Source organism: Sporosarcina sp. PTS2304, from assembly GCF_003351785.1.
GTDB lineage: Bacteria > Bacillota > Bacilli > Bacillales_A > Planococcaceae > Sporosarcina.
In genome coordinates this window covers 578,577-591,323 of record NZ_CP031230.1, presented here as the reverse complement: position 1 = coordinate 591,323, position 12,747 = coordinate 578,577, and the positions used below count along the sequence as shown (strand labels likewise).

Here is a 12,747-nt window from a genome sequence, read left to right as displayed (position 1 = left end):
CCACCCCCACTTGCATAAGTGCCTCTTTTTGATCATACAGGCTGTCACTGAATAATATAAGAGACAATATACACTTTCTGTATTTCACCATCTTGCATCAATTCATTCAACTGAGCTTTAATAGTATCTTCAAATTGTTGCTTTCCTGCTTTTCCTTCAAAGTCTTTCGCAGTCATCTCAGAGACTTCTTGAATCACCATATTTTTCACTTGAAAATCACGCTTTGTTAACTCTTCTGCACTCTTTTTACCATCTGTCTGAATTTTTAAAGATAGTCGAACAAAATTACGTCCAGATAAATTGGTAGTGATCTCTTCTATATCTACAGATGACTCAATAATCTCATCAATTGAAGGTTCTTTAGTAGAAGAATCACTATCTTTATTAAAATTTAAAATGAGTACAACGGCCACTACGCCGATTAATGTAATACTTACTAAAATAATTAATGAAATCGTCAATAACTTATTCTTCATCTTCTTCACCCCGGATATGCGGATTCGACAGCAACTGGACCGCTTGATAAAATTCAATGATCCGGCTGTTTATTTCCTCAACCGTATCAAGGACGATATACTTTGAACCTGATGTTAATGTAATCGTCGTATCTGGAAACGACTCGACCTTTTCTATGTATAATGCATTCAACGTAAATGTCGTACGATTTAATCGAGTAACTGTAATCATATGTAAGGGCCAGGCCAAGGCCGGCCCGACCCTCCTTTTCAATCTATGCTATTATCGCTTCAAATTGACTAGTTCTTGTAAAATTTCATCGGACGTAGTGATGATTCGCGTGTTCGCTTGGAAACCGCGTTGTGCCACGATCATTTCTGTAAATTCTTCGGACAAATCAACGTTAGACATTTCCAAGGAACCAGATTTAATTGCTCCGCGCCCTTCGGCTAAAGGTAAACCTTCTGCTGCTACACCTGAGTTAGCACTTTCCTCATATAAATTACCGCCAATTTTAGTTAAGCCACTCGGGTTATTAAATTTAGCAAGACCTACATTCCCAACGAGTGTCAATACACCATCAAGCACCATATTTACTGCGCCATCTTGTCCGATAGAGAGAGATGTTGCTTCTAAATCAACATTTATTTTAGCGCCTCCATCATCTAATAAATATCTACCATCACCGTCTACGATATCTCCAGCTTCATCCAAATAGAAGTTACCGGCTCTAGTATAAAACTTTTCTGTTCCGCCATCTTCTCCTACGATAAAGAACCCGTCTCCTTCAATTGCTAAATCTAACGTATTTCCCGTAGTCTGCATAGAGCCACCTGTATGAATCGTATCGATCGCCGCTAATTGTGAACCTAGACCCACTTGCTTAGGATTCACACCGCCTCGGTTTTGTCCGGGCGCTGAAGCACCTGCTACAGTCTGAGAATACAAATCTTTAAATACCGTACGCCCTTTCTTGAAGCCGTATGTGTTGACGTTTGCGATATTGTTACCAATTACGTCTAGTTTCGTTTGGAAATTTTTTAGTCCAGAAATTCCAGAATACATTGAGCGAATCATATGTTAGTTTCCCCTCTCGGTTTTAAAGTGCACCGCGTCAATCAGTCGGCGGTGCGTTGGCATCCTATTCAAGGTCCTGCCGTTTTAGCTGAGTACTATCGTTCCATCAATATTAGTAAATAGTTGATCTTTCGCTTCCATGCGGTTCATCGCAGTGATGACAGTTGAGTTTTTAGCACTAACAATTAGTGCCGCTTGATCAGTCAATACGAGCGAATCCCGGATTCCTTTCCTCTTCGCCTCGTTTACTTTCTCTCCGATACGTGCCCATTCAGCGTCAGTCATGTAGATTCCTCGTTCTTGTAAGCGATCGCTTGCATGTTTACTGATTTTTAGTTTTTCAGTCTCTGTCGCTTGATGTAAGTGTTCGAAAAATGACTGCTTTAACTGTTGTGCCTGCATCTGACCTTGGCGTATGAGTGGCGGTTGCGATGGAATGCGATGAATATCAATCTTGTTCATGACATCGCTCCATTCATTTATTCACTAATTGAAGTGAATTGGTCTGCTTCTATCTTACTGCCGTCTTGCAAAATATAATGTAATTTGCCTTCTTTATTTGTTACAGAAATCACTTTCCCTGTTAATTCCTCTTCGCCATTCATATAACCGATTGTTTTACCAATCAACATACTTGCTTGTACAAGATTATTTGACTGGATTCCTGTACTGCCGGATGCACCGTTAGCGATGACTTCAGAAATATTACCTGGCGATAATTCCTTGCCGTCAGCTAGTGTGAAAATAACGGAACCGTCTATATACTTAATCGATTGAATTGTGCCCGAACCTTCATTGATAACCGGTTTGCCTTCGTCATCTTTTTTATCAGACAGTTCATGCCAACGAATATCTTTACCAATGAAGCTATTGTATTGAATTAACTGGCTTTGATTTTGCGCATCCGCAAATCGATCAAAGGCTTTCGCCAAGTTCATCGTCTGCTCTAGCGAAGAAAACTGTGCCATTTGTGCAATAAATTCATTATCTTTCATTGGGTTTGTGGGATCTTGATTAGACATTTGCGCAATCAAAATTTGCATGAAAGCATCTTTACCCATTGTGTCAGGTCCTGTTTTACGTTGATCACGCTGTTTGTTAATTAAATACATTGAATCTGTAATAGGATTTTGTGCTGGTGTTGAATTAACCTCTCCCGCCACAACTTACACCTCCAGTTCGATCATAAATTCTTCAAATGTCATTTCACTTTCATCTTGTGTTTGATTTTGCTCAGATGATTGTTCTTTTTGTTGTTCATTTTGTTTATTGAATGCTTGTTCACGATCATTTTTTGATAGATCTTGAATCGTTTGTGACAAATCGATCCGATCTACTTGCAAGTTCTGCTGATTGAATGCGTGACGTAATTGATGCATTTGACTATCTAACATCTCTCGCGCCATTGCGGTCGACGCTAAAATTCTTGCTGTCATCACACCATTCACTTCTAGTAATTCAATACGCACTTGCCCTAGATGTTCTGGATACAACTTAATAGACAATCTGTTCATGCCGTTCGTTTGTCCAAAATTTGCTCGATTCAGCACCGCTTGAAATTCGCGCATAAGTGCTTCGCTACGACTCTCTGATACTTTTTCAGCTTGCGTCATCTGAAATACCGGTTTACTTTCTGTTTGGGGTAAAATCGATTGTATAGATGATGTTTCATTTGATTTCGACTGCCCTTCTTGTTGCTTCGTATCTGTCGATTGTTGATTTGTTGTAAAACGAATCATATGCTGGACGGCTACTGGTAATGGGATAGTCTGCTTGATTTCTGATTGTGAAGTTTTCTCTTCAAACTTAGAGACAAATTGAGCTACCAAAGGTTGAATCGTTTTTACTAACTCTACCTGCTTCTCATACAGATCCATTTTTGGCCCAGCTAATTCAATTGATTTGAATAAAGCTGTCAGTTCTACACGTACTTTTTCAGGTAACTGCTGCACGGCTAGTTGAATTTTTTCTGGCGATATCGTTTGAATTACGTCTAATGTAAACCATATATCCCCGACAGATTGTATTTCTTCGAGCTGTTCTTTAGTCACACCTGCAAACTCTAGTACATTTGTAATCGCTTCTACTAGTTTATCAGGATTTTCAGTAATAAGAGAAGTTAATTGTTGCAAACTAGGAAACTTCTGTAGAATTGCAAGATCCACTAACTGTATATTCTCACTCTTCACGTCTTCGGCTGGCTGAGATGATGGAACTACTCGTTCTGGGTCTGCCATGATTTGTTCCTTATTAATTAACGTATCGTCTTTAGTTGTATCTGTTTGAACATTTGAATTACTAAAAAGAAGAGATTCTATTAGTTGATCATGTGTACTTGACTCACTCGGGACGACTCCCTCTTCTAAAGACATAATTACTTGATTACCTTTTGAATCAATAGGGATAACTTTTTGCAACAATTGTTCTTCTTCAGTCACAACAGGTTTTGAAGGTCGATACGTAACATCTTTAAACATGTGATTTGTGACGGAAGATTTCTCGCCGATTTGTTTCAACTGTTCAAGTAGATTAGCTAAGTCTTCTAATGTTTCAGCATTAACTATGTCATTCATTACTTGAGATAGCTCTAAACTGGCACCAAGTGATTGTACTTTAGTACTCATGTCTGATGCAGCCATCATATTCTGAAATACATTACCGAATCCTGAACTTTCTGTTTGAATAGATGGTGACCCCGATGAAGTCATTGGCATGCTAGGAGAACCAATACTCATCAATAGTCCTAAATTCACTTTAACACCTCCTTTAATTACTATTATACTACTTTGTTAGCATTGAAGTATATTTAGCCGCTTCTTCTGGTGACATTTTCTCAAGTATGGATGCTAAAGTCGCAGGTTTTAAACTCGATAAAATTTGTACTGCTTCCGCATCTCCCATTTTTGTAATTACTGGCGCTGCTGATTTTGCAGACATTTGTTCATAAGTAGTCACAATTTCCTTAAAGTCTCTTTTAGATTCGCTTTGTTCAAGTTTAAGTTTTTCAATTTCTTCATTTAATTTTTCTTTCTCAATTTCCAATGCTTCGTTTGAGTCTTTTACTTGTGTCAGTTCATCTTGCACTTCAAACAATTGAGCTTCTTTTTCTTGTATTTCCGCCTGCAATGAAATGACCCGTTCCTCCAGGATCAAATCTCCCTCCACTTTCTCGTCGGGTGCTTTTTCTTCTAAAAATGGTATTTTGGCAGACCATTCCTTCGCTTGATCAAAAACATTTACATCGGCTACTTTTGCAATAATCAATACGACGGCTGTTGTAAACATCAAAGGTATAATAATCCAGGCAAGCAAAATTTGAAAAAAGCCGAATGACTTTTTTTCTTCAACTTCTATGTCTTCGACTTCTTTCTTTTTTTTAGATTTAGCCACTTTACCACCTATCTTCTTTTGAGCGAAATTTTATCGTTGATAGTTCATCTATTCGATTTGCTTCTACATGTTCCATTTCGGCATCATATTTTTCTTTACCTATTTCTTTCATTTTTTCGAATTTTTTTACTTCAATATTTTTTTCCAACAGCTGTGCTTCATACCAATTCATTTTCGAACGAGATTTCATTACTTCTTGTTGTGTTTGATCAATTTTCACTTCCAACATATCGATAAAGCGTGAATAGTGATGCAAGTCGTCAATAGAGAAGCCTGTAGCCATTCTTTGTTGCTGTTCTTCCAATGTTTCTTCTTTTTTTTTCATTTGATTATATAATTCTGTCGCAATTTCCTCGAACTGCTGAATGGCTTCTTTATATGCCATCTCTGTCTCATCGCGCTCTTGTTCACGTAACGTCAACACTTTTTCAAAACGATACTTATAAGAAGTCATCTAGCCGCACCTCCAGAAGCTAAAGCAATCATTTCATTCACAGTGTCTTCTAAACTGACATTTTCATCGTAAGCTTGTTTTAAAAATCTCGTGATGAGAGGTTCAAACTCTATCGCTTCATCAATTTCCTTTGAAGTTCCTTTTTTATAAGCCCCAATGTTGATTAAATCTTCCGCTTTATCATAGGCATAATATAATTCACGCAATTTCGCTGCAGCTTTTTTATGTTCGGGATCGGCAATATGATTCATTAAACGGCTAACACTTTTTAGAACGTTGATGGCAGGATATTGTCCTTTATTTGCGAGTGTTCTATCCAACACGATATGTCCATCTAAAATTCCTCGCACAGCATCGGCAATCGGCTCATTCATATCATCACCGTCTACAAGAACTGTGTAGAATGCAGTAATTGCTCCCAATTCATTAGTACCGCTTCGTTCAAGCAACTTAGGCAATATAGCAAAAACTGATGGTGTGTACCCTCGTGTCGCCGGCGGTTCGCCAACAGCTAAGCCGATTTCACGTTGAGCCATTGCTACACGGGTAACAGAGTCCATCATCAACATAACATTAAGACCTTTATCTCTAAAGTATTCGGCGATAGCAGTAGCAGTAAATGCCCCTTTGATCCGCATAAGCGCCGGCTGATCGGATGTCGCAGCTACTACAATTGTTTTCTTTAAACCTTCTGGTCCTAAGTCACGGTCGATAAACTCCCGAACCTCGCGTCCTCGCTCACCAATCAGCGCAATTATATTAATATCCGCTTCCGTGTTACGTGCAATCATACCTAGCAACGTACTTTTCCCAACACCAGAACCTGCGAAGATCCCGACACGTTGACCGCTCCCTACAGTCAGCATACCATCAATCGCTTTAACTCCAACAGCCAATTTTTCATTAATCGTTGGCCGCGTCAAAACATTAGGTGGGCTATTTTCTGTCCGTACGGTAGCTAAACCTTTTGGCAGCGCACTATAATCTATTGGTTGGCCTAAAGAATCCAGTACTTGTCCTAATAAATTCATACCCACTTTCACTTCAAGAGGTTTACCCAGTGTCTCTACTAAACATCCGCTGGAAATATTACGAATGTCGGTATACGGCATAAGCATCACAATTTCCTCGCGAAACCCAACAACTTCCGCTTGAATAACAGAACGCCCTTCCTCCGGTACGTTTAAGTGAATAAAACAAACATCCCCGATAGAAGAAGCAGGGCCTTGTGATTCTATCATCAGACCGACTACTCGAATCACTCGGCCGTACTTTTTCATTGTATTGATATTAGGGATTATACGAATGAGATCTTCCGCTTTTTTCAAAATTACACACCACTTTCCATAATTTTGACAAGCTGTTCTTTCAATTCATTTAATTGCTCATCTACACTGACGACGATACGACCATGATTTGTCTCGATAAAACAGTCTGTTGCAGAAAAGTCTTCATTCACAAAAATTAAAAATGGAGTTTCAGGAGGGAAAATGGATGCTAATTCTGCACGGTTATGCGTGACCATTTTAAAGTATTCAGTAGGTACAAATAATTTGATCTCTTTCATCTCCTGAGCTTCCTTGATCCCTTTACGGACGATGGATAAATAAGTCTCATCATCGTCTTCTACTGCTTTATTAATAATCTGTTCAGCCGAACGAATCGCAATATCCAAAATTACTCGTTCTTGATTGATTAAATATTGTGTGGCGTTTTGATACGATAATGTTGTTGTTTCGTTAGCTGCATCAATCATTTCTCGCATATCTGCTGTTGCTTTATTACGTCCATCTTCAAAGCCCGCTTGAAAGCCTTCATCGTACGCCGCTTGCTGAAGTTGTTCCTTTTCACTAGCCCACGCAGCATGCATAGATTCAATATCCGCAGCTGCTCTTGCCATTCGTTGCTCAATTTCCGCATCCGCAATATCACTGCGTTGCTGGATTTCAGCCATCATTCGATTACGCTCTGCGAACACCATACCGTGTGTGATAGGTTCTTCAGCAATTTCGACAGGTTCTTCAAGTAAACTTCGGATAGAAATTTCCTTTACCTGATCTTGATCTACTACTGTACGCTCAGAACGAAATAGATTAGACAATGATGTCATCTCCTCCGCCACGGGCAATAATTATTTCTCCTGCATCTTCTAGTCTACGTATAATACCAACAATTCTGGATTGCGCTTCTTCAACATCTCGCAGACGAACAGGGCCCATTACTTCCATTTCCTCTTGGAAAGACTCTGCCATACGTTGAGACATGTTTTTGAATAAAATTTCTTTAACTTCTTCGCTTGAAACTTTCATCGCTAGAATTAAATCTTCATTCTCACAATCTCGTATTACGCGCTGAATGGAACGATTATCCAGCGTAATGATATCTTCAAAGACAAACATTCTTTTACGAATTTCTTCAGCTAACTCTGGATCCTGAATTTCAAGCGCATCGAGAATGGTTTTCTCTGTCGAACGATCGACTCCATTAAGAACTTCAACAACTGCATCTACTCCACCAGTCTCTGTATAATCCTGTGTGACAGTAGAAGAGAGTTTACGTTCTAACACCGCTTCAATTTCACTGATTACTTCCGGAGAAGTCGATTCCATCGTCGCTATTCTTTTCGCTATATCTGCTTGCATTTCCTGCGGCAGAGAAGATAAAATCAAACCCGCTTGCTCTGCTTCTAAATAAGAAAGAATGAGTGCAATCGTTTGCGGGTGTTCATTTTGGATAAAGTTTAAGATTTGCGAAGGTTCCGCACGTCTAGCAAAATCAAAAGGCTTAACTTGAAGAGAAGAAGTCAGACGATTAATAATCGCTTGGGCATGATCTTTACCTAGAGCTTTTTCCAATACAGTTTTGGCATAACCAATCCCGCCTTGTGAAATGTAATCCTGCGCTAATGCTATATTATGAAACTCTTCAATGATCTCTTCCTTGACGGAGGATTCAACCTTTTTAACGCCAGAAATTTCTAACGTTAACCGTTCAATCTCCTCTTCATTTAAATGTTTATAAACCGAAGCTGATACTTCAGGACCTAATGAAATTAACAATAAGGCTGCCTTTTGTTTTCCTGACATGTCTTTATCCTTCTTAACCAACTTGTACCCCTCCGTTACTCCTCAGCAATCCACGTGCGTAGTAATTTCGCAAACTCTTCCGGCTTGTCTTTCGCCATTTTTTCAAGTTGCTTCCTACGTGCAGTCGCTTCTGTTTCTTGCTCCATGTTAATATCATCTACTTGAATCGCATCTAGCTGTTGCTGTTCAGCCTCTAGAGCTTCTTCTACTAATTCAGCTTCTCTTCGTCTCTTACGCATGAATAATACAACTAGTACAATAATCGCAAGGACTAAGACGCCTCCAATTACATAAGCCCACCACGGGATTACAGTTTTTGTTTCTTCAAATGCGATATTCTTGCCTCTTAGCGGCTGTACAGAAACCGCAATTTTCTCTGCCAGTAGTTCGTCAGTAAGTTCGCCAGCCGCTTCTTTGTCTAACGTTGTGCGCACAATCGTTTCTAAAATACGCTCAATATCTTGTTGAACTTCAGGAGCTAGCGATGTTGGATCATCGGCAGTAGGAGGCTCAATCATTACTTGTATGCCTAAATCGCGAATTTTATATGGACTTTCCACAATATCTTTACGAATTCTATTTACTTCATTATTGATTGTTTCTTCTAGGCGTTCATAATCACCATTGCCCGTTTCACCTTCTACATAAGTCGTTCGATTGTCTGTCGGGTCTTCCCCTTCAGGTGTGCCGCCGACTGCTGGATTAGTCCCTGAAAACGACTCAGTAATCCGCTGGACACTTAGCGCAATTCCTTGCATATTTTCTTCATCAACAGGAGTTACTAATTCTTCTTTACGTTGCTCTACTTTGAAATCGATGTCCGTTGTTACTGATACAACAACTTTATCTTGCCCCATCATCGTGCCTAACATCATTTGTACTTGACGCTGAATATCACGTTCTATCGTCTTTTTTACGTCCATTTGATCTGTCACATTTTGACCTAAAGAATTTCCTGAATCTTTTAGATCAAAATACTCAAAATATTGGTTCTGTATGACGATATTATCATTAGAGAGATTCGGTAAACTTTTTGACACTAAATTATAAAGGGCCGCAATTTGCTGATCAGTAAAGTTATGTCCGGCATTCGTTTTCAGCATGATTGCAGCACTAGCTTCAGTCGTTGAGTCGTTGACGAATATTCCTTCTGTCGGCAACGAGAGCATAACTTTTGCGTCCTTTACACCTTCTATACCCTTTATTAAGTTCGCCAACTCTGTTTGCATCGCTGCGAGCTTAATCATATTAAATTCATTGTCTGTTGTACCAAAACCTGCATTGTCCGAGAAGAATGAATAATCAATGAGGCCAGAGTCCGGAAAACCTTCAGCAGCTAGTGATACACGTAAATTATCTAGTTGTTTTTCTGGTACGGATATAGCTGTACCTCCTGGCTCTACTATGTACATAACGCCTTGACCATCTAGTACTTCCTTAATGCGACCAATTTCAGAAGGCGATACGTCTGAATATAGTTTTACATAGGTTGTTCGAGAAAAATATATTGTCAAAAAAATCGCCAGAGCAAGTACGCTGGCTGCCGTCACAATATATATAATCTTTTGATTTTTGGAGCGACTTTCCCAGAACATCTTAATATCCGTTCTAAGTTTCGCAAATCTCTCTTTCATTCTAATCCCCCGGTCAGCCTAACTGGGTAAATCTCCAAGTTTGCTTTATGTTTTTCTTTCTATTAAACAGGCATTCTAATGATTTCCTGATAAGCTTCCACTACTTTATTACGCATTTCAACGGTTGCACTTAATGCAACACTAGCCTTTTGGGCAGCAATCATAACATTATGCAAATCAACATCTTCACCTTTGATAAGTTTAATCGTCATTTCATCTGAAGTTTTTTGCTTCTGATCGACTTGATGAATAGCATCGTTCAGCATGGCAGAAAAGCTTTGTTGTGCTTCAAAAGGTGTTTTTTGTGTTGTTTGCGTTTGTTGTATGGGCATGGCAGAAAGCGCGCCCGAAATTGATTGTACTGGCATATTTCCCACTCCTTATGAAGTTTATCTTCCGATTTCTAACGCTTTCATGAGCATTGACTTATTCGCGTTTAATACAGTGACATTCGCTTCATATGATCTAGTGGCAGACATTAAATCGATCATTTCTCGTAAAGGATCCACATTAGGCATTTGCACATAGCCTTCATCATTTGCATCTGGATGCGTGGGATCGAAAACTAATTTAAATGGTGTCTCCCGGTCTTCTTTAATGCGCGTTACCGCCACTCCGTTGGCAGATCCATGAGTATGTGTGCCCTTCGCAGCCTGTAAAAACGAAGCGAATTGTCCTTCTTTCGGTTGCAATGTCACTGTTTTCCTTCTATATGGCTGCCATTCTCCATCTACTTGTTTTGCACGTGTAGAATCTACATTTGCCATATTAGATGAAATGACGTCCATCCGTAGTCTTTGGGCAGTAAGTGCAGAGGATGATGTATTCAAACTATGGAATATACTCATCGTCAACGCCCTCCTTTTATTACACTTTGCAATGAATTAAACTTTCCATTTAGCCGCTCAATAAGTGCTGAATTGTAAATTTGATTCGCAGCTAAATCTGCTTGTTGTTTATCCATATCTACACCGTTACGATCTTGTCTATAGCGAAAATTAGAAATATCGAATGTTTTACTTCTAGCCGAATGGGTAAAATCTATATGCTTCTCATTTGTTTTATAAGCATCTAACCCCACACTTTTCGCTCCTGAGAATACTTCTTTAAAATCTACATTTTTCGATTTATAATTTGGTGTATCAACATTAGCTATATTTTGAGAAATGGCTTTCCCTTTAGCCGATGAGTAATCTAAACCTCTTTCAAGTAGATTGATGGTACTGCCGTATATATCCATCTTCTCTCTTCCCTTTCTAGAACGTTTTCTACTGTTCACTAGGATATTGCATTGTAAAGCAATATTTTCCACTTCCGCCAGAAAGTTTATTGTAACTTCTTGTGTTCTCTTAGTCTATTGTAGCTGAATATAATGATTTTTGTCCAACAAATTCTAATTTTTTTCATAGGTCCAAGTAACTCTTTTGTCACTTTATTGCCTTTAGGAAACTTTTATTTTTTCAATTAAACAGTTGACATTTCCGTATGTTTCTTGCTTGCTAAGTGCTTATTTAATGACTTTAATTCATCGTTAACATTTTTTGCGTTAACTATTCACCAGTATAGTATTAACTACACCTATTAAATTATGTACTACTAATCTCTCTCGTCTAAGTAGTCATATACTACCTATTTATAAGATTAAAGTAGGTATTGTTAAGTACTATTTATAAAATAAATTTACTGATGTAAAAGCTGAAAATAATTGTATTCTGTTCACAATTACTAAGTAAAAAAACTTGAAATAAAAAAGCATGAAAGCGAGTTCCGCTTTCATGCATGATTGATCATTTGTTTATAGTTATTATGATTGATGCTTTTCAAGTTCCGGTAAGAATTTATCATTCAATACTTTAATGTACGTACCTTTCATACCTAACGAACGTGATTCAATAACACCAGCACTTTCAAGTTTACGTAAAGCATTTACGATGACAGAACGAGTAATTCCTACACGATCTGCAATTTTAGAAGCGACAAGCAGACCTTCATTGCCGTCTAACTCTTTGAAAATGTGCTCGATTGCTTCATGTTCACTGTACGAAAGCGAATTGATTGCCATTTGTACGACAGCTTTACTGCGTGCTTCATGCTCAATCTCTTCCGACTTCTCACGAAGAATCTCCATACCGACTACAGTCGCACCATACTCAGCAAGAATAAGATCATCTTCACCAAAACTATCCTTTAATCTAGCCAAGATTAAAGTACCTAAACGTTCAGCACCACCGATAATTGGAACAATCGTTGTTAAACCATCTTTGAATAGTTCTTTGTTTTCTATTGGAAATACTGTATAAGCACTTTCGATATCAAGATTTGGTGAAGTTTCTTGAATTTCAAATAAATGATTCGTGTACTCTTCAGGGAATTTGCGGTCTTCAAACATTTTCTTCATACGATCATTATCGATCTGATGATGAATTTCCAGTCCGAGTAATTTACCTTTTCGACTTACAATAAACGCGTTACAATCGATAACGTCACTTAGTTCCTCAGCCATTTCTTTAAAGTTGACTGGTCCACCAGCTCCCTTTTGTAACATTGCATTAATTTTTCTCGTTTTAACTAATAAACTCATTTCTAATGTTCCTCCTTATAATCCTTCGGTTGACTTTAATGAATATTCTAAAGGTTTTTAATCATTAAA

Annotated in this window: 16 protein-coding genes; all 16 read right to left on the bottom strand. The window is 38.5% G+C overall.

What is annotated here, in order from left to right:
- Positions 1-44: 44 nt before the first annotated feature.
- Positions 45-476, bottom strand: coding sequence for a flagellar basal body-associated protein FliL (fliL, locus tag DV702_RS02625; RefSeq protein ID WP_114923329.1), 432 nt, complete (start codon positions 474-476; stop codon positions 45-47).
- On the bottom strand, positions 466-687 hold the full coding sequence (locus tag DV702_RS02620) for a flagellar FlbD family protein (RefSeq protein ID WP_114923328.1): 222 nt from the start codon (positions 685-687) through the stop codon (positions 466-468). The genes fliL and DV702_RS02620 overlap by 11 nt, the downstream gene beginning before the upstream one ends.
- A 51-nt stretch (positions 688-738) precedes the next feature.
- On the bottom strand, positions 739-1,533 hold the full coding sequence (gene flgG / locus DV702_RS02615; RefSeq protein WP_114923327.1) for a flagellar basal body rod protein FlgG: 795 nt from the start codon (positions 1,531-1,533) through the stop codon (positions 739-741).
- An 84-nt stretch (positions 1,534-1,617) separates the two neighbouring features.
- Positions 1,618-1,995: a TIGR02530 family flagellar biosynthesis protein gene (locus tag DV702_RS02610; protein ID WP_114923326.1), complete on the bottom strand. Its 378-nt coding sequence runs from the start codon at positions 1,993-1,995 to the stop codon at positions 1,618-1,620.
- Between the two features lie 17 nt (positions 1,996-2,012).
- Positions 2,013-2,696 carry a flagellar hook assembly protein FlgD gene (gene flgD, locus DV702_RS02605; protein ID WP_240315670.1) on the bottom strand — a complete coding sequence of 228 codons (684 nt, stop codon included), beginning with the start codon at positions 2,694-2,696 and terminating at the stop codon, positions 2,013-2,015.
- Between the two features lie 3 nt (positions 2,697-2,699).
- Positions 2,700-4,286, bottom strand: a complete 1,587-nt coding sequence (locus DV702_RS02600) for a flagellar hook-length control protein FliK (protein WP_114923325.1) — start codon at positions 4,284-4,286, stop codon at positions 2,700-2,702.
- A gap of 28 nt (positions 4,287-4,314) precedes the next feature.
- Positions 4,315-4,923, bottom strand: coding sequence for a MotE family protein (locus tag DV702_RS02595; RefSeq protein WP_114923324.1), 609 nt, complete (start codon positions 4,921-4,923; stop codon positions 4,315-4,317).
- A 1-nt stretch (position 4,924) separates the two neighbouring features.
- Positions 4,925-5,377 carry a flagellar export protein FliJ gene (gene fliJ, locus DV702_RS02590; RefSeq protein ID WP_114923323.1) on the bottom strand — a complete coding sequence of 151 codons (453 nt, stop codon included), beginning with the start codon at positions 5,375-5,377 and terminating at the stop codon, positions 4,925-4,927.
- Positions 5,374-6,657, bottom strand: coding sequence for a flagellar protein export ATPase FliI (gene fliI / locus DV702_RS02585; protein WP_240315713.1), 1,284 nt, complete (start codon positions 6,655-6,657; stop codon positions 5,374-5,376). Before fliI ends, fliJ begins: the two co-directional genes overlap by 4 nt.
- A gap of 50 nt (positions 6,658-6,707) precedes the next feature.
- On the bottom strand, positions 6,708-7,478 hold the full coding sequence (gene fliH, locus DV702_RS02580; RefSeq protein WP_162805699.1) for a flagellar assembly protein FliH: 771 nt from the start codon (positions 7,476-7,478) through the stop codon (positions 6,708-6,710).
- Complete coding sequence (gene fliG / locus DV702_RS02575) at positions 7,471-8,484, bottom strand: flagellar motor switch protein FliG (RefSeq protein WP_114923320.1); 1,014 nt, start codon at positions 8,482-8,484, stop codon at positions 7,471-7,473. Before fliG ends, fliH begins: the two co-directional genes overlap by 8 nt.
- A gap of 14 nt (positions 8,485-8,498) precedes the next feature.
- Positions 8,499-10,097: a flagellar basal-body MS-ring/collar protein FliF gene (gene fliF / locus DV702_RS02570; protein ID WP_114923319.1), complete on the bottom strand. Its 1,599-nt coding sequence runs from the start codon at positions 10,095-10,097 to the stop codon at positions 8,499-8,501.
- 62 nt (positions 10,098-10,159) lie between these two features.
- Positions 10,160-10,465 (bottom strand): flagellar hook-basal body complex protein FliE, encoded by a 306-nt coding sequence (gene fliE, locus DV702_RS02565; protein ID WP_114923318.1) that lies wholly within the window; start codon positions 10,463-10,465, stop codon positions 10,160-10,162.
- Between the two features lie 21 nt (positions 10,466-10,486).
- Positions 10,487-10,945 carry a flagellar basal body rod protein FlgC gene (gene flgC, locus DV702_RS02560; RefSeq protein ID WP_114923317.1) on the bottom strand — a complete coding sequence of 153 codons (459 nt, stop codon included), beginning with the start codon at positions 10,943-10,945 and terminating at the stop codon, positions 10,487-10,489.
- Between the two features lie 2 nt (positions 10,946-10,947).
- Positions 10,948-11,337, bottom strand: coding sequence for a flagellar basal body rod protein FlgB (flgB, locus tag DV702_RS02555; RefSeq protein WP_114923316.1), 390 nt, complete (start codon positions 11,335-11,337; stop codon positions 10,948-10,950).
- Between the two features lie 564 nt (positions 11,338-11,901).
- Complete coding sequence (gene codY, locus DV702_RS02550; RefSeq protein ID WP_114923315.1) at positions 11,902-12,678, bottom strand: GTP-sensing pleiotropic transcriptional regulator CodY; 777 nt, start codon at positions 12,676-12,678, stop codon at positions 11,902-11,904.
- Between the last annotated feature and the right edge of the window lie 69 nt (positions 12,679-12,747).